Below are 25,691 nucleotides of genomic sequence, written 5' to 3'. Positions count from 1 at the left end.
AATAGTCAAGTTAACATTATTACACTCATTAAAAATTTGGGATTGAAAAATCCCCATAAACTTATTTTACGAGGAGGAAAAGGTGAAAAGATTACTGAGACGCATTCGTCCAATCAAGCCCCTAAAAGAACTCACTTGGATAGATTTGATTATTATCACAACGATTTTATGTGGTAATGCTATTTATACCTCAACCATGCAATGGATAGCATCATTTTCCGCAACAGAAACCGTTGAAACAGGGGTTCTATCGTTTAGTCCAGCCGATAATTGGTGGGCTCTAGCCAATCAAGGAAAATTATTCCTGTTTGCCCTAGTGTATTTATTGATTCGGAATTATGATTTCAAGCAGCTAAAAGTAAAATTAGAGTGGACAGTTTTGCTCTGGGGACCACTGATTTTCATCGGTGCTGGTCTGATTAGCGATTTGGCATTTACAGCCTTTTCCTATATTCCAGGTCTGTCTGGTGGGTATAATTTCCTCGGATACTTGCCTTACTATGACTGGAATATCATGACAGTGCTCAACCGTTTCCTAGCGGTTGATTACAGTACAGTTGTCTATTCCTTGTTTAACGGCTTCTATGAAGAGTTCTTTTTCTTAGGCTTATTGTTGAGTACAGATAAGAAAAAGCGTTCGCTGGTCTTACTCTTTTCAACAATTGTCCGTATATCTTTCCATACCTATCAAGGGATGGTATCTGCTCTTGTTATTGGTGTAGCCTTCGGTCTTTTCTATTACTACATGTACACAAGGAAAAATGGTAATTTATTGCCCTATTTCTTAGGGCATGCTCTTGCGGATATGGTTGGTACAAGTTTCTTCTCATTGTTTATTGCAGGGTAAATAATGAGAAGAACGGACATCAAGCTAATCGAAAAAAATTTCTTTCTCCCTACAGCTGACAAACGGATGATGATATGTAGTTTCTATCAACTCGGTATCATCACCCGTTTTATTGTGCGGATATTTAGTCATTTGAATTAGTTTTGCTACATGGTCTCTTTCGATTGCTTTATCATATTTTTTATCCCATATTTTTTTGAATTAACGGTTTATTTATGTTAAAATGTATTTTTATACATCAAAAAGGAGTATAGATATGAAACAAATAAAGAATCGTTTAAAAAAACATATGTTTTGGATTGGACTCATTTCGTTGGTATTGATGCTCGTTGATAATGTCCTATTTTGTTATTTTAATATTGAATGTAGTCGTACCTTAAACCAAATCGAGCAGACGATTTGTATCATCCTTAGTATTCTTGTATTTTTAGGAGTGCTAAATAATAAACCGGATGTGAAGGTAGAAGACATCCTAAAAAACGGTATGTCATCTAAAAATCAACAATAATGTTTGGTAGGGACTATTGCTGAGGTATCTCAGCTGTACTTACAGTTCATACTCTTCGAAAATCAAAATCAGACGTTGTTGACTTGATTTGATGAACTTCAGTTCTATCTGCATCTGCGTCGCCTAGTCTGATTTTGATTTTCATTGAGTATCAGTATCTCTAGCTAATACTGATTTTTCAAAATACAGTCAGTATTTCCTAAAAAACTATTTTGTATGTAAATTACTTTACTTGTGAATACAGGTATTTAACATCATATATGTCCACCAGTCGAAAGGCTGGTGTTTCTATTTATGACACGTATGTTATCAGGAATGCCACTATTTGAAGGAAAAGAATCGAGAGAAATTCAATGAACACTAAAAATATCAATAGTAGTTAAAATCATAAGCCGTCATTAGACGGAGTTTTATGATTGTGCTACAATAGACATAATTATAAGAGAACGGAGTGATGATAATGAAACGTACTATTCTATTATGCTTGCCGACTATACTGTTACTAGCAGCATGTCATCAAAAGCCGGATCAGACCAATACTACAAAGAATTCGTCAACAGTTATTTCGACTACTTCAAGTCAGTCTACTTCAACAACTTCGGAGCAGTCAACAAGTAGCTCTACATCGGCGGAAACGAATCAAGAAGTAACAAGTACAGAGACTCAGGTAAATTTTAACGGTTCCTATTATAGTGTACAAGGAAAATATGGTGAAGTGATTATCGCTAATAAAAAGCATCCGCTTGCAGCTGATTATGCACCGGGCGAAAATCCTGAAGCCTTAGCAGCTTTTCAACGTTTAATAGCAGATATGCAGGCGCTAGGATTTGGTATCTCCAATAACTACAGTGGATTTCGTTCCTATGAAACTCAGGCAAGTCTCTACCAGTCCTATGTAAATCAGGAAGGACAAGCAGCGGCAGATAGGTATTCTGCAAGAGCTGGATATAGTGAACATCAGACAGGATTAGCCTTTGATTTATTGGATACAAGTGGTAATTTATTAGAAGAACCCAATGCTTCTCAGTGGTTGGCTACGAATGCACATCTATATGGCTTTATTGTCCGCTATCTTCCAGGAAAAGAGTCTAGCACAGGCTACATGCCAGAACCCTGGCATGTACGATATATTGGTCAAGAAGCGACAGATATTTACAATTCAGGCTTGACCTTGGAAGAATATTTTGGTGTACCAGGTGGAGATTATTAATTTTACATTTAGTCAGAAATAAGTCGAAAAATTTGTCCGTATAACTAACTCGTGATATAATAAACCATCATAATTTTGGAGGTCCATCATGCTTAAAGCAATGGAAGTATACTTGGTTACTAATGGTAATGGTTTGGAAGCCATCGAGTTTTATAAAAATGCTCTTGGGGCAACAGTTGAGCAAGTAAATCTATTTAAAGATTTCTTACCAGACTGCCCTGCTGAACTAGAAAATTACGTGATGAATGCACAGTTTCGTTTGAATGGTCAACGGTTTATGCTGTCAGACAACAACCCAGAAATGCCTTATACAGTAGGTGACAATATTACAGTTGCGCTTATCACAGATGATGCTGAAACAGCGCAGGAACTATACAGCAAGTTATCCGTAGATGCAACTGCTATCAATATGGAACTTCAAGCAGTTCCTTGGTCTCCTGCTTATGGCAATGTAACAGACAAGTTTGGTATCTCTTGGCAAATCAATGCTGAAGTAGAAGGCTACGGTCAGGAATATTACGCAGAAAACTAAAATAGATTGGACATTGTCCAATCTATTTTAGTTTTTGCCAATAAGCTTTGTAGATATATAGTTGAAGAGTAGCTGATAGGATGAGCAGTAAGGTCATCAAGGCTGAGCTTACATAGGCTGCACCAATAGTGCCAGCTAATATGATGCTGACAACTAGAATAATGGCTCCGAGAAACATTGTTCCTATGATTGATCCAGCAATCAACCATTGCCCCGCTCCGCGACCAAATAACTGGTTACTATTTTGCCAGTTGAGCATGAGGAGTCGTTGGTCACGCCAGTAATAAATCTGACCAGTTAGCAGGGCTGAGATAATGATGCCGACTGTAAAGAAGAATGCTAGAATGAATTTGACTTTCATGAAACCTAGCGCCAAAGCAAAGTAAAGTAGAGTCGGTAGTGCAAATTGCACGGCAGCCAATACCCAGAATTTTTGGATGATAAATTTTTTGAAACTTATAGGAAGCGTTCGAATGAAATGATAATTTTCCTTCTCCAATGACATGGCGACTCCGATGAAGGTTGTAGAACCAGCAAATAGACTGCCAAGCAAGAATCCAGCTAATAGAGCAATACCAAAGAAATCCCATTCAACTGAACTTAGACCACCATTCTCCGTGAAACGGCTAAAACTTGGGAAAAGTGCCACTCCCATAATGATTGGTTGTATCATGGTTTGGACCATGAGGTTGCTATCTTTAAGAGTAGATAGGTGGTGTTTCACTAAAGCCTGATTGAGATTGCTAGGAATCTTGGCAGATTTAGCATTATTGGTCCGTTTTGTCGAAGCATTTTCAATCGCCAAAACTTGATTAAAGTAGTTGGGAATGACAGTTTTAAACGCAAACACAATAAGTCCAATCATCAAAATGAGAGGAAGCCCAAAATGAAGGAGTGTTTCTAGTGAGATAGTATGGCTGACCAAGTAATGGAATCCAGCAAATATAGGTATGATAGGAAAATCAACAAAGCCACCAGATTCGAGTGAAACGGTCTGCTGAGATTGCAGGAACATGAGTGCAGCAAAAGCCAGCAAGGAAGAACCTGTCATCAGGATTGTAGAAATCAATGTTTTACGAGGGCTTTTTGTCAGAACTTCCCCAACAAAGTGCATGATAATCAGATTGACTAAATTAACTAAAATCCAGAGAATCAAAAAGGAAGGGATGGAAGCTAAGGCGAGGAGCGGACCGCCAATTTGCCAGTAAGTGATTAGAAGTAAAGACAGACACGGCATGAGGAAGGGTAAGACCATCCCTTGTGCAGAGAGGATTTTAGCGAGGAAGACTTCTTGTGGCTTCAGGGGAAGTGCTAAATACAACTTTGTATCCTTACTATCGTAGAAAACGGAGAAGAAACCTGTAAAACCGTAGACAATGGCAATAATGGTAAAGAGTGCTAGTTGCAGAGAAAAGAAACCGATGGACTGACTATAATCTACTCCCATGAAAAAGACAGAATAGAGAAGTCCGAAACTCAAAACCATAAATACTTGTTGCAAGAGGACACTTTTATAGGCTGAAAAGGAGGCGTCTTTGCGCTTGTTTTGTTTCTTCTTGACGGAAGCTAGAAGTTGAGGATTGGAATAAAGAATATTAATCTTTACTAGTTCCCAAATGATGGATTTACTCATTCTTCCTCACCTGCCTTCACTTGTTGGCGTCCAGCTAATTCCAAATAGATGGTCTCCAAATCTTTATCTGGATACTGTGATTTGAGTTCATCTAGACTTCCTACGAAAATGAGTTGCCCTTTTCGAAGAATAGCAATGCGGTCACAGAGTTGTTCAGCTACTGAAAGGACGTGTGTAGAAAAGAGAACGGTGTGACCAGACTGAGCATGTTCTTTCATCATTTGTTTTAGGTCGAAAGAGGCCTGAGGATCCAGTCCAGTTAGGGGTTCATCCAAAATCCAAATATCAGGGTTAGGGATCAATGCACCAATAATAATGGTTTTCTGACGCATACCGTGTGAAAAACTATCAATAGGCTCATGCTGGCGCGCGGTCATATCAAATAGACTAGATAGTTTAGCGATACGGTCATCAACTGCATCCTTTTCTACACCATAGACCTTGCCCATAAAGTGCCAGTATTCAAAAGCTGTTAAGTGTAGGAAGATGTCTGGCGAATCTGGAACATAGGCTATCCGTTTCTTGACTTCATCACGGTTCTCCTCTAGGTTTAAACCATCAACAGAGATAGTTCCGTAACTGGCTTCGATTATCGAAGTCAATAGACTGATTGTCGTTGTTTTTCCTGCCCCATTGTGACCGATTAAACCGAAAATCTCGCCGCTTTCAATTGTCAAATTTAGATCATCAAGTGCGATTGTTTCGCCGTATGTTTTTGTGATATGGTCAAATTGTATCATAGTAACCTCCTTGTTATTCGTGAACTAAAAGTAGGAGCTTGCTAGGTACTCCGAGCCTTATTCCAATGTTCTTCGAATAATATATACAATTAATTACATTTATTATACTGCTGAATTAGTACAAAAGCAATAGTTTCTATCAATATTTTTGTAGTATAGATGCGGATATATTCCAAGAAGTCGAGTATCGTCATTTAGTTTTTCTTTTATTACTTCGACGTAAGAGGAAACTCCGTTTCCTTATTTCCAACTTCAAACACTTCACAGGAGTATTTGAACTCGCCTTGCCTAACTTCAGTTATGCCTGCGGCTTTTGAAGCGAACTTGGTTCGCGCTATTTCCAGCCTTCAAAGGTTCCCCAAACCTTTGAAGCGAGTACTAAAAGTAAACTAAAAGACTATATACAATGGAGTGGAATAAGATCGATTATCAGAAAATTTGCTATAATAGACCTATGAACGATTTGATCAAGCATAAGTTGGAGTTGCTGCCGGACAGTCCGGGTTGCTACCTCCATAAAAACAAGTACGGTAAAATTATCTATGTAGGCAAGGCTAAAAACCTGCGAAATCGGGTACGGTCTTATTTTCGTGGTGCCCATGATACCAAGACAGAGGCCTTAGTATCTGAAATTGCCGACTTTGAATTTATCGTGACGGATTCCAATATCGAGGCGCTCTTGCTGGAAATCAATCTGATTCAGGAAAACAAGCCTCGCTATAACATCATGCTCAAGGATGACAAGTCCTATCCCTTTATCAAGATTACCAAGGAACGTCATCCACGGTTGATGATTACACGGCAGATTAAGAAGGATGGCGGTCAGTATTTTGGTCCCTATCCAGATGTGGGGGCGGCCAACCAGACCCTCAAGCTATTGGAGCGTCTGTATCCTTTCCGCAAATGTAAATTGCCTGAGAACAAGTATTGTCTTTATTATCATTTGGGGCAATGTCTGGCCCATGGAGAAAACCTGCCCAGCCTGTCTGACTATGACAAGATGGCCAAGGAAGTGGCCCAGTTTTTGACAGGTCATGATGATAAGATAGTCAAGGAAATCCAGGACAAGATGAAGGTAGCAGCTGGCAATCTGGAGTTTGAAAAGGCTGCAGAATATCGGGATGTCCTGCAATCCATTTCCACCCTGCGGACCAAGCAACGTGTGATGGCTCATGACTTGCAAAATCGAGATGTCTTTGGCTACTATGTGGACAAGGGTTGGATGTGTGTGCAGGTTTTCTTTGTTCGGCAGGGGAAACTGATTGAGCGGAATGTCAACCTATTTCCATACTATAATGATGCGGACGAAGACTTTTTGACCTACATCGGTCAGTTTTACAGGGACCAGCAACATTTGATACCCTCAGAGGTCTTGATACCGCAGGATATTGACCAAGAAGCCGTAGAAGCTCTGGTAGATACCAAGGTGCTTAAGCCCCAGCGTGGCGAGAAGAAGCAACTCATCAATCTGGCAACCAAGAATGCTCGTGTTAGTCTGGAGCAGAAGTTTAACCTTTTGGAGAAAAATCTGGAGAAGACCTACGGTGCGGTGGAGAATATCGGTCAGCTTTTGGGGATTCCGACGCCTGTGCGGATTGAGGCTTTCGACAACTCCAACATCATGGGGACCAGTCCTGTGTCGGCCATGGTGGTCTTTGAAAATGGGGTGCCTAATAAAAAGGAATACCGCAAGTACAAGATTAAGACGGTGGAGGGACCGGATGACTATGCTTCCATGCGAGAAGTTTTGCAGCGGCGGTACAGTCGGGTGCTGCGGGACGGTTTGACACCGCCTGATTTGATTATCATTGACGGTGGTCAGGGGCAGGTCAATGTTGCCAAGCAGGTCATCGAGCAGGAGTTGGGGATGTCCATTCCCATTGCAGGTTTACAGAAGAATGACAAGCACCAGACCCACGAGTTGCTCTTTGGCAATCCGCTAGAAGTGGTGGAATTGCCCCGTAATTCTCAGGAATTTTTCCTCCTGCAGCGGATTCAAGATGAGGTGCATCGCTTTGCTATTGAGTTTCACCGTCAGGTCCGGTCAAAAAATTCCTTCTCATCCAAATTGGACGGCATAGAAGGTTTGGGACCAAAACGCAAGCAGGCTCTGATGAAGCATTTCAAGTCTATTGGCAATATCCAGTCGGCAAGTCTACAAGAAATCGCAGAAGCTGGTGTGCCGTATAAGGTGGCGGAGTTGGTCAAGGAAAAGTTGAAGTAAAAATAGAAAGGATTCAGTATGGCTGATACTATCTTAATTCTTGGTAATGGTTTCGATTTAGCTATGAAAAGAAAAACGAGTTATGAAGATTTTTTGAGATTCATTGATTATTTTTACATCATAAATAAGTTAGGTGGTGCTAATGTTTCAGATAGCGATATTTATGAATCTGTGAATAGAGTTAAGGCGCAATTTAATGATTGTTTTAGTTTTGTACTGGCTGAGAATGTAGAATTACTAGAGTATTTTCGAAATCTGTCTGTAGAAGAAATTATCATATTATTCCAGAATTTAATAATAGAAGCACTCTATAAAGAGAACGACGATTTTCAGACTGTGTTTCTGGAGTTTTTGAATCCAAAATTGCATAGTTGGATGGGAGAGTTTGGAGAGGATTTAATTAATGAGGTACAAGGAAGAATAGCTACTAAGCAAATACCGATAAAAATTGAAGAGGTAGAAAAATGCTTTTCAGAGGGGCTATCATTTTGTGTACTAAATAGAGCATCAAAATATAATTTATATATTGATTTCATACGTAGCAATAAAAGTAAATTAGGAAGAAACTGGTCGAGTATAGAATTGGTAATCGCTGACTTAGTTGAAGAATTATCTGATATAAAGGAAAATTTGCAGGATTATTATGCTTTGATTAAAATAGAAAAAAACTTGTCTTACATTGATATCAGTAACCTGAGCTACAGTATTGAAAATTTCCGCCATAAATCAAATTATGAAGCTTTTAAATTTATTCTTGAAAATTTAGAAAGAGAGTTTGAGAATTCACCAGATTTATCTGACGTTCAGCTGATTAATGACTTAAATGAAAAATTGATCAAGGATCTGAAAATCTTAACAGATTTATTAGAATTGTATTTATGTTATATTTCTAAAGTTGATTTTGAAAGTGAAAAAATTTCAAAAAGTAAGACTGTCTTAGATGCAGTTCAAAGTATAAAAGAATCAAAGGTTATCAATTTTAATTATACCGATACAGCATGGCAACTTCTTAACATCCCTGATATAAATACACATTATATACATGGGAAAATTGAGCAAAATAGACAGAAAGATAGTCTAAATACAATGGTGTTTGGGATTGAGGATAAAGATGATGAAGTCGAAAGTATCAATAGCGACTTAATCCCATTTCAGAAATTCTATCAACGTACGGTTAAGGAAACAGGTAATGACTTCGAGCTCTTTTTTAAACCTACGAAGTACAATGATATGAAGCATGGGATTTACAGTGTTGGCAAGATGTATCCCAAAAATATCATTATTTTTGGACATTCTGTTGATCCGTTAGATAAAGAAATTTTTCGAAAGTGTTTTAACCTTGCGGAAAAAGGGGGATATCAGTATCAATTTCTTTTTTGTTATTACAATGAATCTGCTAAGTTATCTATAGTAAAAAATTTAGCAATTATTTTAGGCAAGAACAAATTGATTGAGTTAACTGGTAAGAATAAAATTAAATTTATCAAGTACGATGATGTAAATCGCATGAAAAAGGAATTATACTGAGATATCATCTATTTAGAAGTGTCGGATTCTTCAAAAGGATGAGATTTGAAAGCTCTACTAATTTATGGTAAAATGAATTATCAATGACTGATTAAGGAGAAGGCAATGGCGTTCGGCGAAGAAAAACACAAGAAAACAACATTTGAAAAAGTAACTTTAGTAGTTGTTGTCGTGATGGTTGTCGTGACATTAGCTGGCTTGATTTTACCAGCCATTAATGCATTGATGAATTAAGAATCTGTATTCACTGTTCAGCACTTCTATACTAAGGCTAGTTTTTAAGCACTCATCGTTAGTTTTTTTAGAAAATACAGTCAGTATTTTGAAAAACTACCTTGATTGGCTAAAAACGATTTCTTATATATGAGCACTTCGCTTGTGAATACAGGTCTAAAACGCTTTTAAGCGTTTTTTTCTAGGAAAGAATAGGGTAAATTATGAGTATGTTTTTAGATACTGCCAAGATTAAGGTCAAGGCAGGGAAAGGTGGCGACGGGATGGTCGCCTTCCGCCGTGAAAAGTATGTACCTAATGGCGGTCCTTGGGGCGGTGATGGTGGCCGTGGCGGAGACGTTGTTTTTGTTGTAGATGAAGGCTTGCGTACTCTCATGGACTTCCGTTACAACCGTCGTTTTAAAGCTGACGATGGTGAAAAAGGGATGACCAAGGGCATGCATGGTCGTGGTGCGGAAGACCTGATTGTTCGAGTACCACAGGGAACAACTGTTCGTGATGCGGATACTGGCAAGGTCATCACTGACTTGGTTGAAAATGGTCAAGAGTTTGTCATTGCCCACGGTGGTCGTGGTGGTCGTGGAAATATTCGTTTTGCGACACCTAAGAATCCAGCGCCTGAGATTTCTGAAAATGGAGAACCAGGTGAGGAGCGCAATCTTGAATTAGAATTGAAAGTGTTGGCTGATGTAGGTCTTGTAGGTTTCCCATCAGTTGGTAAGTCAACGCTTCTCAGTGTTATTACAGCAGCTAAACCTAAAATTGGTGCCTACCATTTTACAACCATTGTGCCAAATTTGGGAATGGTTCGGACCAAATCTGGCGAGTCATTTGCTGTGGCAGACTTACCAGGTTTGATTGAGGGTGCTAGTCAGGGTGTTGGATTGGGAACGCAATTCCTTCGTCACATCGAGCGGACACGTGTTATCTTGCATGTTTTGGACATGTCAGCAAGTGAAGGCCGTGATCCTTATGAAGATTACGTAGCCATCAACAATGAATTGGAAACCTACAATCTTCGCCTCATGGAACGTCCTCAGATTATCGTTGCCAATAAAATGGACATGCCAGAGGCAGAGGAACATCTGGAAGAGTTCAAGAAGAAATTGGCAGCCAACTACGACGAGTTTGACGAACTACCACAGATTTTCCCAATCTCAGGGATTGCTCACCAAGGTTTGGAAAATCTTTTGGAAGCCACAGCTGAGCTGCTAGAGAAAACGCCAGAATTCTTGCTCTACGACGAATCAGATTTCCAAGAAGAAGAGGCTTACTATGGCTTTAACCCAGATGAGCCAGAATTTGACATCAGTCGTGCAGACGATGCAAGCTGGGTTCTATCTGGTGACAAACTAGAAAAACTCTTCACCATGACTAACTTTGATCGTGACGAATCTGTCATGAAATTTGCTCGCCAGTTGCGTGGCATGGGTGTCGATGAAGCCCTCCGTGCCCGTGGAGCCAAAGACGGCGACACAGTTCGCATCGGCAAGTTCGAATTTGAGTTTGTGGATTAACGTAGCAGTTTGACTGCAAGTTAACTTGCTAGTCAAACTACGCCAAGTCCTAGGGGACCTTGGCTAGCTACCTTACTAACTTCACCCAAATGGTAGTATCGACCATTTGCGTTCCGTGTCGTAACTTTGGAATCACATCTAAGTCCTAAAGGACTTGATGTAGTACGGTAGCCGCTATGGCGGACTACCTATCAACCTTACTAATTCCGTACAGGCAGTAGTATCGACTGCCTGTACTCCATGTCGTAACTTGTCCAGTGGAGTGAAACAGTTTGGGGAACTGTTTCAGCTGGTCACCTAGAAATAAGAATGTGACCATGTCCGAGGGACAGTTTTAACCCGAGCCCGAAAATTCGAAAGCGAGGTAAGCAGTTTGACTGGGAGTGGGAAAGAACTCGACTAGTTAAAAAAGAGTTCGTCTTCCCACCCCCGCACAGTTGATTAGATCAGATTTGGAGTGTAAAACACGAACAAATCTGCCAATCAACCACTGCGCTGAGATGTTGACACGAACTCTGAAGAGTGGTGCTAGGCTTTTTGCCCAGCCTCTAGTCAAACTACGCCAAGTCCTAGGGGACCTTGGCTAGCTACCTTACTAACTTCACCCAAATGGTAGTATCGACCATTTGCGTTCCGTGTCGTAACTTTGGAATCACATCTAAGTCCTAAAGGACTTGATGTAGTACGGTAGTCGCTATGGCGGACTACCTACCAACCTTACTAATTTCATTCAGTTCATGATCGTTTGTAAACAATCTATAAAATAGTTGGAGGTTTATATGGGTGATAAACCAATATCCTTCAAGGATAAGGATGGAAATTTTGTCTCAGCAGCCGATGTATGGAATGCTGAGAAATTAGAAGAACTCTTCAATACACTCAATCCCAATCGGAAATTGCGATTAGAGAGGGAGCGTTTAGCAAGAGAGAAGGAAAATGAGTAAACTTGACCTGTTAGTTTTCAAATAACTAGCAGGTTTTTGGTATTGAATTTTGAAAATGTTAGTGAATGTGCTATAATATAATTAGGGGAATGCTCTATTTTTCGAATATATAATACGAGGTTATATCTCAATCAATAGAATATGGAGAAAAATATGAGCAAAAAAAGACATCGCATCAATCCAATGATGGACATTGCAGCTAAAAAAGTTTTTAGCGATCCAGAGGTGACCATTGATTTCATTGAAACCTTTCTTGGTTTCAGACCTAAAATGGTCAAAATTATGAACGGAACTCTTGCTGATTTAAAGAAAGAACAAGATGGCTATTTTACTACGACCGTTGATGTTCTTGCCTCATTGGAAGATGATACCCAAGTAGTGATTGAAATCCAAGTCGCCTACCAAAGAGGCTTTTTGAAAAGATTGTGGACCTATATTTGCCAACACCTGGTCGCAAACCTGCCCAATGTTCGACAAAAAGTTGCCAAAACCCATAAGATGTACGATAAAATCCAACCTGTCTATGGTATCGCCGTAGTTGCAACCAACTACTTTAAAGATGAAAGACCAGTCCATTCATTTATTATTACGGATTCAGAAACAGGTCAGGTCTTGGAGTTTCCATTTGGTAAACAAGAACAAGCGAGAAAGCCCTTCGAGATGGTCATTGTAGAACTGAAGAAACTAAAATTAGGAGAAATGGATAGGAAACAACAGCTTTGGATGGAATTCTTCTCTAACAAAGAATTTAGCTTCAAACAAACCAGTGCAATCCAAAAGGCAGAGTATCTTTTGGATGTGAATAATTGGACACAGGAGGAAAGAACAATGATTGATACATGGAACCGAAATGCCGCTAGTTATTACGAAACTATGCAGGAACGTTATGAGAAAGGTATAGAGAAAGGTGCAGAGCAAAAAACGCAAGAAGTTTTGACTTCTCTTTTTCAAGTTGGCATGTCTGATGAGAATATTTCCCTAGTTCTGAAAATCCCTATTGAGCAAGTGAGGGTGTTGCGGAAGGATACAGTCACAGAAGAAGGTCATGAACATGGCATATAATCTTGAAATACTCCACATGCACCGCGCCGCTAGTTATTACGAAACCATGCAGGAACGCTTTGAAGAAGGCTATGAGGAGGGTGTTGAGGATGGTTATGAGAAAGGAATTGAGAAAGGTGCAGAACAAAAAACGCAAGAAGTTTTGATTTCTCTTTTTCAAGTTGGCATGTCTGATGAGAATATTTCCCTAGTTCTGAAAATGCCTATTGAACAAGTGAGGGTGTTGCGGAAAGATATTGTCACAGAAGAAGGTCATGAACATGGCAACTAAGCTGTTTTTTTCTGATGGCATGAAATCTCGCTTCGTTATTTCAACAGATCTCCTAGTAGAACAGAGTGGGAGTGGGAAAGACATCCATGATGGCTCCGCCCACTCCCACGGAATAATAGATGTCGAAGCTAACGGAGCCAACACAAAGGTGGATAAGAGAATGATAGAAGGAGAACTCTGTGCTACACAGGGTTTTTATTTTAAATTTCTTTTCCTGATTTAATTGCATACTATCAAGATTTACCTAGGATGTAAACAAGCGAGAAAGTTCATTTCGTCAGGCTACGGGGGCTGTCGTAAAGGCTATCTTTTCTAATTATCTCAAATTTGTCATCACCAACTGTCCCATATTAAGTTCTACCTTATTTCTTTGTCTCAGTCTAATTTCCAGTTTTTGGGTTAGGCTAGAACTTAATTTGGGAATTTAGCATAATTTTAGTTTTCGCGTACGACGTGAAAAATGATTGATTTTACTTGCAAAACGGGGGGGGGGTAGGTTATAATATTTATTGAAGCTAAAAATAGTTAACTAGTAGTAAAATGATGGAGATGTAATCTGAAAGCATTTTTAGTTACTAAACTTATTTTTAGCATTGCATAGAATACAGGAGGATAATAATGCATCATTCTAGAAGAAAGTCTTTTGACTGGTACGGATTGAAACAGCACTTCTCAATTCGTAAATACCACTTTGGTGCGGCTAGTGTCTTACTTGGGATGTCGATTGCACTTGGTGCTGGGACACAGGTTGTTCAAGCAGCAGAGACAGTTACAACCCCAGAGTCTACGTCCGTAGCTCCATCCACAAGTGCTACAGAATCAAAGACATCAGAAACTTCAACAAAAGCAGCGACTTCATCAAGTTCTGAACGTACAGTTGAAATCGACTATATTGTTATGTACGCTACTGAAGATGGAATACTTGGGAACCCTTCAGTAGAAACAGTTTCAGTTACTACCACAGACACAATTGCAAAAGCAACGGTGTCTGTCACAGCAGTAGTACCAGAAGGGTATGAATTAGCATCAGGTCAGTCAGCTACAGTTTCTCAAGAAGTGACAGAGAATGGAGAAAATATTGTAACTGTAAAAGTTGTCAAAAAAGTAGAAGCTACAGCAACTGTTAGCTCACCAACTACAACATCAACAACTGTAGCAACTGCTAGTTCAACAACTAGAGCAGCTACATCAACTACACCTACGACACCTACAACCGTAGAAGAAGCAAAAAAAGTTCTTGAGCAAGTAACTTCAGAAGCGGAAGTATTGGCAAATGAAACTAATCGTTTGGTTGCTGCAGATAGCACAAATGAAGCGTTGAAAACAGCAGCTGCCGCAACTAAATTGGTTGCCACAAAAGCGACTGTAACTTTCCAAAATGCGTTTGCAACACTTGAAGAAGTAAACGCACAAATCTCAGCTGTTCGTACAAGTGTAGATGCACTTGTTTTGGAATTACGTAAGTACTTGGGGACAAATTCGATTGCAGTTTCTTTAGCAGCTACGACTGCTTTGGCAACTGTAACCCCTATGGAAGATGGTAGCCAACGACCAGGATACTGGACTGAGAATGAAGAAGTTCTTAATAAAGAAAAAGCTGTTTCTACAGCAACAGTTACACCTGGTAACCAAGACTTCCCTGACGGTTATGTAGGAGATCCAACTGATGGTCGTGTCACATTTGCGATTCTTTCCTTGTCTTCTCAAATCGATGCGCAATATCAGCCATTAACAAGTGAAGGTTCATTTAACAACCGCTTGGGAACACAATATTATATCGTTTTATCTGTAAATGAAAACTCTGCTGATGGTGATGGTGTGTATATCAATGTCTTTGATAAAGCGACTAATGCAATAGCATTAGACTTAAGCGGAAATCCAATGGCAGAAATTTATCTTCCAGTAGGAACCACTAGCGTTCCACTAACAGCGTTGAATGATATTGCAAAAGCCAATACAAACACTTGGAGTAACAAAGTTAAGTATAACTTTAGAGCAAGTTTGACTCAAACCGTCTTAAAATCAGCATCTGGTGAATCTACGTCGGTTCGTAGTATTCAGCTTTTATCTGGAGTGGGTGGCAATGCGTTGCAGGATATTGTCTTTAACCAGTTGACTGGTATGACAGCGTCATATAATGATTATTCTGGACCAGCTCCTGTTTACATGCCACGACAAAATACGTATTACTATGTGGCAGCGACAGATTTACGTGATGAGGAGTTGCTTGCAACTTATACCCGCGTAGCTGATATCCAAGGTCAGAAGTTCACTATTCCAGGAGCTGCCGATTTTGACGATTATGAATTAATTAAGTCACCTTCTGAGACTTCTGGTACTTTATCAGTTTCATATATCCCAGGAACCTCACAAATTCGTTGGTATAGCACTTCCCTTCAGTCTAAGACTTTCTATGTTACAGAAACAGACGGGACAGGTCGTTGGTTCCAATTCGTAATTAATCCGGATCACGCAGATTTCTTAAAAAATTATGAGACATATAAAGCGATGTCCGAAGCTGACTTTTCTGCAATTGGAGAGGAAGTCTTTAGATTACAAGAACGTGCTTCGATTGTGGCAAAATTTGAATCAGATGTAGCCAAAATTAATGCAAGTACTACTTTGTCTGACACTGAGAAAACTGCACAGATTGAGGCATTGAGAGCGACAGCATCTGCTGCTTTAAATACTTCTGATGACAAGTTCTTGATGAGTTTTGTATCTAAAGAACTTGCGCCATTAGCTTTTAACACGGAAGGTGATGCAGTTACTGGTCTTGAGAAATGGAGTTATACTTCTTCTAAATACAAATTCAGTGCAAATAATGTTACAACGGATGATTTAGGAGCACAATTAGGTGTTACATCAGGCTCTACTGCAGATAAATCATCATGGTATCCAAGTAAGTCAGCAATCTCAACTGTATTTGATAAAGACGGAAATCTGGTAAAAGATTCGTCAGGTAAAGCCGTGGCTATCATGGGACATATTTTGTCAATGCCAAACACTAACCCTGCTAACCAGAATGATAAAGCCTACTACTACGCTGAAAAAGGTGGCGTTAAGGTCTATTATGTTGACACAGAAGGTAATGTTTTACAAGATTCTAAGTCAATCTATGATCATGCTAACACCAACACAGCATATGATACCAAGTCTGTAAAAGATGCGACAATCACAACAGCAGATGGTACGGTTTACTACTACAAAGAAATCGATACAACAGGTCTTAACCCAGCTTCGAGCAACACAGACACTGAAAAACGTAAGATTGAAAAAATTACCGAAGAAGTTGGTACAGTTGCGCAAGATACGCTTAAAGAGTTGACTTATGTCTACGAAAAAGCTGGTAACGTCAATGTTAACTACGTTGATGTGGATGGTAATAAACTATCTGGTACAGACGGTACTGGCAAGGTAGTTACTGAAAAAGTTGCTGATCTTGTCAATGCCAAAGCGGGTACAGGATATGACACAATCGTTGATAACAGACCAGCTAAGATTGTCACTGCTGATGGTAAGACATATGAATTGGCTCCGGCTGCTGAATATACTGTCGGTACTGTTGAAGCGGATCATCATTTGTCAGTAAGCAATGTGACTGAGGTAACAGGTGTCCACGAAGCAACTGGCTCAGTCGCCTCTGGTATTACCAAAGAAATTACCTTTGTCTATAAGGAAGTAACTGGTAAGGTTATTGTTCATTATGTTGACCAAGACGGTAACCCAATCTCAGGTACAACAGACGAAGGTAAGAAAACCGCAAGCACTGTAACTGATACACCAGAAAGCTCAACAGGTACACCATACGATACAAAAGATTTGAAACCAAAAACTATCACAACAGATGATGGTAAGATTTACAAACTTGTTCCAGCTGCGACACAAGGTAATGAAACTGGTAAGGTTGTTGTTGGTACAACAGAGATTACTTATGTTTATGAACTAGTACAAGGTGATGTTATTGTTCACTATGTGGACACAGAAGGTAACACCATTGCAGATGATGTGACAGACCAAACAATCACAGATACAGGTACAGACTACGATACTAGAGATAACAAACCAGAGAAAATCACAAATGACCAAACAGGTGAGGTTTACTACATCTTACCAAAAGATGAAGTTAAAGCTGGTGATAAAGAAACTGGTAAAGTTGTCGAAGGCACAACTGAAGTAACTTACATCTACGAAAAAGCAGGTAGCGTTAACGTTAACTATGTCGATACAGAAGGTAACGTTCTCAAAGCTCCAGTTGCAGATGTGACTGATGGTAAGCCAGGTTCTGCCTACGACACTGTTCTTGATAACAAATTGGCTAGCATCTCAGTAGATGGCAAACTTTACCGCCTAGTTCCAGCAGGTGATTACAAAGTTGGTACTGTTGGAGCAGAGAATAATTTGACAGCAGTTGGTAACGGTAAAGCAACAGGTATCGATGCTACGACTGGTACAGTAGAAGCAGGTAAAACAAAAGAAATCACTTATGTCTACGAAGAAGTGAAAGGTGACGTTGTTGTTGAGTACTACGATACAGAAGGAAATACCATCGCTAAAACAGAAGTTGATACACCAACAACATCAGTAGACACACCATATGAAACCTACGACCACAAACCAGCAACCATTACAGTTGTTGAAAAAGATGGTTCAGAAACAGTCTACTACTATAAAGAGGTTAAAGATACATCTGCACCAGAAAAAGGTGATGTCGTAGAAGGAACAACAACTGTTCAATACGTCTACGAAAAAGCAGGTAACGTCAATGTTAATTATGTGGATACAGAAGGTAACGTCATCCAAGCTCCTGTAGCAGATGTGACTGATGGCAAACCAGATTCTGCTTATGCTACTACAGACCACAAACCAGAAGAAATCACCGCAGCAGATGGTAAGACATATCGTCTTGTCGCAAAAGAAAAAGCAGGTGATTACCCAGTTGGTACAGTTTCAGATGAAGGTAACTTGACTGCTGTAGGTAACGGTACTGCCACAGGTGTTGATTCAGAAACAGGTACAGTAGAAGCAGGTAAAACAAAAGAAATTACTTACGTCTACGAAGAGGTAAAAGGTGATGTTATCGTTCACTACGTTGATACTGAAGGTAACCCAATCTCAGGTACGACAGACGAAGGTAAGAAAACCGCAAGCACTGTAACTGATACACCAGAAAGCTCAACAGGCACACCATACGATACAACAGACCTAAAACCAAAAGAAATCACAACAGATGAAGGTAAGACATACCGTATCGTTCCAACTCTGACAAAAGGTAAAGAAGATGGTAAGGTTGTTGTTGGCACAACAGAAATCACATACGTTTACGAAGAAGTGAAAGGTGATGTTGTTGTTAACTACGTGAATACTGCAGGTGAAGTGATTGCTCCACAAGTGGTTGATACGAAGACAACTTCAACTGGAACAGCTTACGACACAAAAGACAACAAACCAACTAAGATTACTACTGAATCAGGTGATGTTTACTACTACAAAGAAGTAGACGCTAAGTCAGCTACTGAAACTGGTAAAGTTGTAGAAGGTACTACAGAAGTTACTTATGTTTACGAACCAGGCGGATCTGTTACAGTGAATTATGTAACAACTGATGGTAAAGTTATCAAATCTCCAGTCAAAGACGAAGAGAACGCTGAACCAGGTAAGACTTACTCAACAGAAGACAACAAACCAACTACCATCACAACAGAAGATGGTAAGACCTACAAACTCGTTCCAAAAGCAACTAAAGGCGAAGAGAACGGTACAGTAACTTCTGGCGAAGATAAGCAAGTCACTTACGTTTACGAAGAAGTGAAAGGTAACGTTGTAGTTGAGTACTACAACACAGCTGGTGAGAAAATTGCCGCTGATGTTGAGGACACTCCTGCTTCATCAACAGGTACGGCTTACACAACTCTTGATCACAAGCCAGCTAAGATTACTGCAACTGATGGTACAGTTTACTACTACAAAGAAGTGAAAGCTGACTCAGCAGTGGAAACAGGTAATGTCGTTGAGGGTACAACAACTGTTAAGTATGTTTATGAACAAGCTGGTAATGTTGTGGTTAACTACGTGACAGAAGACGGTACAGTTATCAAGAGTCCAGTTAAGGATGAAACTGATGCACCTGCTGGTAAATCATACGATACAACTGATAACAAACCAACAGAGATTGTTACAGAAGACGGTTCACGTTATGTATTGATCCCATCTAAGACAATTGGTTCAGAAACTGGTAAAGTTGAAGGTGGTAAGACAACAGAAATCACTTATGTGTATAAGAAAGTTGCGAACTGGATTCCAGAAATTCCAGGTGTTCCAGAAAACGAACGTCCAGTAATTCCATATCCATTTGATCCAAACACTCCAGACGTACCAGTAACACCAACTCCAGGTACAGTGATTCCTAACGTTCCAGGCTACACACCAGTAGATCCTAAGGACAACACACCATTGAAACCAGTAGATCCAAACGATCCAGGTAAGGGTTATGTGCCACCAACACCAGAAAATCCAGGAGAAGACACACTAATCCCTTACGTTCAAAATGGTAATGTTGTGGTTAACTACGTGACAGAAGACGGTACAGTTATCAAGAGTCCAGTTAAGGATGAAACTGATGCACCTGCTGGTAAATCATACGATACAACTGATAACAAACCAACAGAGATTGTTACAGAAGACGGTTCACGTTATGTATTGATCCCATCTAAGACAATTGGTTCAGAAACTGGTAAAGTTGAAGGTGGTAAGACAACAGAAATCACTTATGTGTATAAGAAAGTTGCGAACTGGATTCCAGAAATTCCAGGTGTTCCAGAAAACGAACGCCCAGTAATTCCATATCCATTTGATCCAAACACTCCAGACGTACCAGTAACACCAACTCCAGGTACAGTGATTCCAAACGTTCCGGGCTACACACCAGTAGATCCTAAGGACAACACACCATTGAAACCAGTAGATCCAAATGATCCAGGTAAGGGTTATGTGCCACCAACACCAGAAAATCCAGGTGAAGACACACTAATCCCTTACGTTCAAAATGGTAATGTTGTGGTTAACTACGTAACAGAAGACGGTACAGTTATCAAGAGTCCAGTTAAGGATGAAACTGATGCACCTGCTGGTAAATCATACGATACAACTGATAACAAGCCAAACACTATCACTACAGAAGATGGTACAACTTATGAGCTTGTTCGTGTTGATGGTTCAGAAACTGGTACTGTTGTAGGTGGTAAGACAACTGAAGTAACTTACGTTTACCGTAAAGTGACTCCAGCTAAGAAGGTTGTGACAAACCACGTTGACGAAGATGGTAACCCAATTGCACCGCAAGAAGAGGGTACAACACCTAATAAGTCAATCCCAGGATACGAGTTCACAGGTAAGACGATTACTGACGAAGATGGTAACACAACCCACATCTACAAGAAAACACCAACTAAGAAAGTTGTAACTAACCACGTTGATGAAGAAGGTAATCCGATTGCACCGCAAGAAGAAGGTACAACACCTAACAAGTCAATCCCAGGATATGAGTTCACAGGTAAGACATACACTGATGGTGACGGTAATACATATCATGTTTACCGTAAGGTAAGCAAACCTGTTGCACCAAAACCACAAGCTCCTGTAGCTCCAACAACTACTACTAAGACTGGTGTGGCTCAATTGCCAAATACAGGTGAAGCTTCATCAGCAGCAAGTGTGTTGGGTGCAGCAATGCTTGTAGCAGCTCTTGCTCTTGCAGGCAAACGTCGTCGCAACGAAGACTAATTACATTATTTTTCCTAACCTCCTATCAAGGTAAAATAATTAAAAGGAAAGGTTCGCCTTTCCTTTTTTTTGTGCAAGAACTTATATATCATTATCCGTGGTGCAAGTTCATTTCAAAATAGCGTAAGTTATGAGCTAGAATAATTTGTTCCATTCGTAACTGTAGTCCGGCTAGCCCTCTAGCTAATGTATGTTCGATGTCAAAGAGGCGACATAATTCAGAATAACGTGTTTCTATAGTTCGTCTCATGGCCATTACTTTTCAATCGTTATGCTCTTCAGCTCCTGCCATGTTTTGTCGAAATGGCGTCCATAGATGGTACCCTTCTTGCTCTAAGTCCTTCTTGAGTTCACTGCTCAGGTAGCCTAAATCACCTAGGATAACCGATTGCTTACACCCTTCTAATAATTCATAAACCACCTTGATGTCATGAACAGAGGCTGGCGTGACAACATAGTTCAAAATATAACCAGATAAGGTCACCAGCATATGAACCTTGAAACCATAGAACCCAAGATGTTTAGAGGCGTTGTAACCAACATCGGCTAATCCTTTAAAAGTGGGTTTTACAAAATGTATTGAAAATAAATCTTTTACTTGAAAAATGGGGGGGGGGGTATGGTAAGATAAAATTGATATATCAAATATCATAAAAGAACTAGTTTAATACTTTATATAATAATTGGAATCAAAATATTTTCTTTATAAAAGTTACGGAACAATGAGTACTAATCCTCCCCAAAGATTATTAATGAAATTTGTTACGACCACACTATTTATTTTATATTTTAAGATTATCCATTTTGACTTCACAATTAGTTGAGAAGTTATTTTTCTAGCTCTAAATTTCTTTTCGGAGGTAAATATGCGCAAAGCAAAGAAAAAGTCCTTTGATTGGTACGGAACGAGACAACATTTCTCGATTCGTAAGTATCATTTTGGTGCTGCCAGTGTCTTGCTTGGTATGTCCTTGGTTCTTGGTGCTGGGGCACAAGTAGCTAAAGCCGAGGAAGCTGTTGCTTCATCAGAAACAACAACGACTGTTGCATTGACGACAGATTCGTCAGCAAGCTCTGAAGCTGTCGTTGAAGAGGCAAGTGTAGCGTCATCAACAGAAACAGCTGTTTCAGCTTCAGAATCAGCAGCAACTACATCTTCATCTACAGAAGCTTCAACTACTGAAACAGTTGCAACTGCTACAAATACAGAGCGTTCTGCAGCGATTAACTACATCGTTCAATATGTGTTGGAAGATGGTACTGTAGTAAAAGCGGATGTGAAATTAGCAACTGTAAGTACTAATGAAGCTACTGCAAAAACTAGCGTTACTGTAGCTACAGAACTACCTGATGGTTACGAATTGGTATCAGGTCAAACAGCGACTGTGACTCAAGAAGTAACAGAAGGTGCTGCGAACGTGGTGACTGTAAAAGTTGTTAAGAAAGCTGAAGCAACAACTACAACCGCAACTACTGAGTCAAAAGCTACAGAAACAGCTTCAAGCGAAACAACTACATCTACAGAAACGAAAGCTGCTACTACTGAATCAGTAGCGGAAACTGTTAAAACTCCAGCAACAGTTGAAGAAGCGAAAGTTGTTCTTGAACAAGTAACTTCAGAAGCTGAAGTCTTGGCAAATGAAGCTGAGCGTCTAGTTGCTGCGGCTGATAGCGATAACGAGGCATTGAAATCAGCTGCGGCAGCAACAAAATTAACTGCAACAGAAGCAACAGCTGTTTTGAATAACTCAACAGCAACACTTGAAGCTGTGAATGCACAAATCGATGCAGTTCGTTCAAATGTTGAAGCTCTGGCTTTGGAATTGCGTAAGTTCTTGGGAACTGATGTAATTCAAGTGGCTTTGACAACTACGACAGCATCGGCAACAGTAACCCAGAGTACAGGTAACTGGACTGAAAATGCAGCAGTTTTAAATAAAGAAGTGGCTGAACAAGAGGCGACAATTACTCCAACTGATGAAGATATCAATAGTGAATACAAATTAACTGAGGTTGCTGACTATAAAACATTTTTTGTTGTAGATTTATCAGGAAATCAAGATCCTACAGATACTAGCATAAAAAGCGAAGGTTCATTTAATTATCGCTTTGATAAAAATTGGTACATGAGATTTTCTACCAATAGTACCTTAAATGATGGTAGTGTCTTAGCGGAATTGGTTGATAGATCTGCAAATCACAACGTAGTAGAAACACTAACAATTTCACCTGGTGAAAGTAAACAATTTAATAACATAAAAACACTTGCTGCGTCATCACCAATAAAAGAAAATAAAAGTTTTCAATATAAAATAACGAACAGTGAATTTAATTTTTCTAAAGATGGTCAAACTTCAACGCTTAGAAATTTAGATGTTTATGCAGGTATAGGTGGGTCGGCCTTATCTACGATTATTTATTCTTCAGAATCAACTACAATACAAGGAAGTGTACAAAATAGTTTTTCTTCACCAATTCCAACTAGTGGTTTAGATGTAACTACAAAATATGTCTTAGAAAAGACAGCACTCAAAGAAGAAAAATTATTAGCCACTTACACTTTATCTGATGCAAATTCAGGGGATACATACACGATAGCTGGTGCAGCAGATTTTGAGAACTATGAGTTAGTTAAGACTCCACAAAGCAATACAGGAGTTGTTGGACCAACCTATGTTAAAGGTTCTTATGTTATATCAGGAAGTTGGGCAGCAAGTCATAACGTCGTGATGGTACAAACGTTTTCAAAAGAAGACGGAACTTCTAAATTCTTAAACTTTGCTCTTAATGTAGATCATGAAGATGTAAAAGAATACTATAAAAAAACAGATGTAACTGCTGAAGATCTGAAATTAGAAGAAACAATAGCAATAATTAATGATACATCACTTTCAAATGAAGAAAAACTGACTCAAATAAAAGCATTAAATGCGCCATTTCTTTTGATGTTTGTTTCAGATGATGTAGCTCCAAGGGCAGGAAATACAGGTCCGGATTTATTAACTGGCAAAGAGGTATGGACATATACATCAAATCGTTTATGGATTAGAAATAAGTATGGTGCTCCTTATGGTGATGGTAAATATGGTCCTGTAAGTCACGAAATCACCAACACTTTATTTGAACAAAATGGATATCCGAAAGCTATGTTTTTGCCATACGAATACATACTTGTGAATGAAAGTGGCCAATATATTGATTTTGACGGCAATGTACATACCGGAAGTGACAAGACAAGTTTTGGTGGGAAAAGAATGTTTATGTTTAATGAATTCTCACCATCGACAGGAGATGTAACTTATTACTATGCTGAAAAAGGTGGAGTAAAAGTTTTCTATATTAATGAAAATGGAGAAGAAATTGCTGATGCAAATGTAGTCATTGATCATAAAACTTCAGGTACTACTTTTAATGTAAAATCAGCGGAAAAATCTGAAATTACTGCAGCAGATGGAACTGTTTATTTATTTAAAGCAATAGACACTAATATTAAAAAAGCGACAGATCCAGAAGAAAGATTCACCGAAAAAATCACTTCATACGAAGGTGCAATAAAAGTAGATACTGTTCAAGAATTAACACTTGTTTATGTTAAACAACAAGTCGGCACAGTTAAATTTGTTGACACAACAGACAACACAGTTAAATTTACAGAAAACCTTAGTGGTAAAACAGGTGATGAGTTTGGCTTTGATCCAGCTGCTAAGATTAAGGAATTTGAAAACCTTGGCTACACCGTAGTGAACAAAGACAACTACAGCTCAACAGGTACCTTCGATAACATCGACGGCAATTCCCAAGACTTCGTCTTCGAATTGACACCAAAAGTATCCCCAATTACCCCAGATAAACCAGGTAAACCAGGTGAGCCAATTGATCCAAACAATCCAGATGGACCAAAATGGCCAACAGATAAGGGTGTTGATGATGTGACCCGTACGATCAGCCGTACCGTTACTTATGTGAAAGCAGAAGGTGGCGAAGCAGCTCCAGGCTCAAGCAACTCCGTTACATTTGAGCGTTCAGGTGAAATCAACCACGTTACAGGTGAAGTCACATGGCAAGCATGGACAGCTAAAGACGGCGATGCGACTCTGGAAGGACATCCATTGCCAACAGTTGGGGGTTACATCGCAAAAGAAGCAACCAACAACGGTACTAAGGTAGCACTTGATTCAACTGTTGCCAATGTCGCTGCGACAGAAACGACAGGAAACATCACAGAAGTCGTTACTTATGTGAAACTTGGTTCATGGATTCCACAACCACCAACAGGTACAGTGGAAGTTCCACCAACGGTTTACCCTAATGATCCAACTGATCCAACACGACCAGGTACGGATGTTCCAACAATTCCATATATTCCAGGCTATGTCCCAGTAGGACCAGATAGAACAACACCGTTAACTCCAGTTGATCCAGCAGATCCAACTAAGGGTTACAAAGCACCACCAGTCCCAGCAGATCCAACAGTTGATACGGAAATTCCGTATGTAAAAGCACCACAAGTCGGCACAGTTAAATTTGTCGATACAACAGATAACACTGTTAAGTTCACTGAGACTCTAAATGGTAAAACAGGGGATGAGTTTGGCTTTGATCCAGCTGCTAAGATTAAGGAATTTGAAAACCTTGGCTACACCGTAGTGAACAAAGACAA

16 protein-coding genes and 1 pseudogene are annotated in these 25,691 nt (G+C 39.6%); 14 read left to right on the top strand and 3 right to left on the bottom strand.

Features of this window, described 5'->3' with window-relative positions; genetic code table 11:
• Positions 1 to 82: 82 nt before the first annotated feature.
• From P7J36_RS09255 to P7J36_RS09240, 4 genes are all read left to right on the top strand, one after another.
• Positions 83 to 847: a CPBP family intramembrane glutamic endopeptidase gene (locus tag P7J36_RS09255; RefSeq protein ID WP_408551936.1), complete on the top strand. Its 765-nt coding sequence runs from the start codon at positions 83 to 85 to the stop codon at positions 845 to 847.
• Positions 848 to 1,103: 256 nt separating this feature from the next.
• The gene (locus tag P7J36_RS09250; protein ID WP_024384420.1) at positions 1,104 to 1,355 is read left to right on the top strand and encodes a phage holin; all 252 of its coding nucleotides are present in this window, start codon (positions 1,104 to 1,106) and stop codon (positions 1,353 to 1,355) included.
• A gap of 454 nt (positions 1,356 to 1,809) precedes the next feature.
• Entirely contained in the window at positions 1,810 to 2,565 is a 756-nt protein-coding gene (ldcB, locus tag P7J36_RS09245; protein ID WP_408551937.1) for an LD-carboxypeptidase LdcB/DacB, read from the top strand.
• 88 nt (positions 2,566 to 2,653) lie between these two features.
• A complete protein-coding gene (locus P7J36_RS09240) occupies positions 2,654 to 3,097 on the top strand; it encodes a VOC family protein (RefSeq protein WP_002935466.1) in 444 nt (147 codons plus the stop codon).
• A gap of 22 nt (positions 3,098 to 3,119) precedes the next feature.
• Here P7J36_RS09240 and P7J36_RS09235 read toward each other — a convergent pair whose 3' ends face one another.
• Together P7J36_RS09235 and P7J36_RS09230 are read right to left on the bottom strand one after the other, a co-directional pair.
• The gene (locus P7J36_RS09235) at positions 3,120 to 4,730 is read right to left on the bottom strand and encodes a permease (RefSeq protein WP_408551938.1); all 1,611 of its coding nucleotides are present in this window, start codon (positions 4,728 to 4,730) and stop codon (positions 3,120 to 3,122) included.
• Positions 4,727 to 5,470: an ABC transporter ATP-binding protein gene (locus tag P7J36_RS09230; RefSeq protein WP_029186612.1), complete on the bottom strand. Its 744-nt coding sequence runs from the start codon at positions 5,468 to 5,470 to the stop codon at positions 4,727 to 4,729. The genes P7J36_RS09235 and P7J36_RS09230 overlap by 4 nt, the downstream gene beginning before the upstream one ends.
• A gap of 454 nt (positions 5,471 to 5,924) precedes the next feature.
• On the opposite strand from P7J36_RS09230, the gene uvrC reads away from it, so the two are divergent.
• From uvrC to P7J36_RS09185, 9 genes are all read left to right on the top strand, one after another.
• Complete coding sequence (gene uvrC, locus P7J36_RS09225; RefSeq protein ID WP_408551939.1) at positions 5,925 to 7,694, top strand: excinuclease ABC subunit UvrC; 1,770 nt, start codon at positions 5,925 to 5,927, stop codon at positions 7,692 to 7,694.
• Between the two features lie 18 nt (positions 7,695 to 7,712).
• Positions 7,713 to 9,221 carry an AbiH family protein gene (locus P7J36_RS09220; RefSeq protein ID WP_408551940.1) on the top strand — a complete coding sequence of 503 codons (1,509 nt, stop codon included), beginning with the start codon at positions 7,713 to 7,715 and terminating at the stop codon, positions 9,219 to 9,221.
• A gap of 105 nt (positions 9,222 to 9,326) precedes the next feature.
• Positions 9,327 to 9,455: a DUF4044 domain-containing protein gene (locus P7J36_RS09215; protein WP_024409592.1), complete on the top strand. Its 129-nt coding sequence runs from the start codon at positions 9,327 to 9,329 to the stop codon at positions 9,453 to 9,455.
• A gap of 203 nt (positions 9,456 to 9,658) precedes the next feature.
• Positions 9,659 to 10,972 carry a GTPase ObgE gene (obgE, locus tag P7J36_RS09210; protein ID WP_408551941.1) on the top strand — a complete coding sequence of 438 codons (1,314 nt, stop codon included), beginning with the start codon at positions 9,659 to 9,661 and terminating at the stop codon, positions 10,970 to 10,972.
• 779 nt (positions 10,973 to 11,751) lie between these two features.
• On the top strand, positions 11,752 to 11,916 hold the full coding sequence (locus P7J36_RS09205) for a hypothetical protein (protein ID WP_024409594.1): 165 nt from the start codon (positions 11,752 to 11,754) through the stop codon (positions 11,914 to 11,916).
• Positions 11,917 to 12,069: 153 nt separating this feature from the next.
• Positions 12,070 to 12,978, top strand: a complete 909-nt coding sequence (locus P7J36_RS09200) for an Rpn family recombination-promoting nuclease/putative transposase (protein WP_408551942.1) — start codon at positions 12,070 to 12,072, stop codon at positions 12,976 to 12,978.
• Positions 12,968 to 13,249, top strand: a complete 282-nt coding sequence (locus P7J36_RS09195) for a FliH/SctL family protein (protein WP_398582602.1) — start codon at positions 12,968 to 12,970, stop codon at positions 13,247 to 13,249. The genes P7J36_RS09200 and P7J36_RS09195 overlap by 11 nt, the downstream gene beginning before the upstream one ends.
• Positions 13,239 to 13,472 carry a hypothetical protein gene (locus P7J36_RS09190; protein ID WP_408551943.1) on the top strand — a complete coding sequence of 78 codons (234 nt, stop codon included), beginning with the start codon at positions 13,239 to 13,241 and terminating at the stop codon, positions 13,470 to 13,472. Before P7J36_RS09195 ends, P7J36_RS09190 begins: the two co-directional genes overlap by 11 nt.
• 395 nt (positions 13,473 to 13,867) lie before the next feature.
• Positions 13,868 to 21,031, top strand: a complete 7,164-nt coding sequence (locus tag P7J36_RS09185; RefSeq protein WP_408562446.1) for a MucBP domain-containing protein — start codon at positions 13,868 to 13,870, stop codon at positions 21,029 to 21,031.
• Between the two features lie 91 nt (positions 21,032 to 21,122).
• On the opposite strand, the pseudogene P7J36_RS09180 reads toward P7J36_RS09185, so the two are convergent.
• Positions 21,123 to 21,590 (bottom strand): annotated as a pseudogene (locus P7J36_RS09180) (IS982 family transposase); the annotation flags it as partial.
• A 307-nt stretch (positions 21,591 to 21,897) separates the two neighbouring features.
• Between P7J36_RS09180 and P7J36_RS09175 the strand changes: the two are divergent.
• A partial coding sequence (locus P7J36_RS09175) for a mucin-binding protein (RefSeq protein ID WP_408551945.1) occupies positions 21,898 to 25,691 on the top strand: 3,794 nt, incomplete at its 3' end.

It is taken from the genome of Streptococcus suis, assembly GCF_046032115.1.
In the GTDB taxonomy this organism is placed as follows: Bacteria; Bacillota; Bacilli; order Lactobacillales; family Streptococcaceae; genus Streptococcus; species Streptococcus suis_AJ.
Note: the sequence above shows the minus strand (reverse complement) of the source record. Positions and strands in the feature narration are given on the sequence as shown.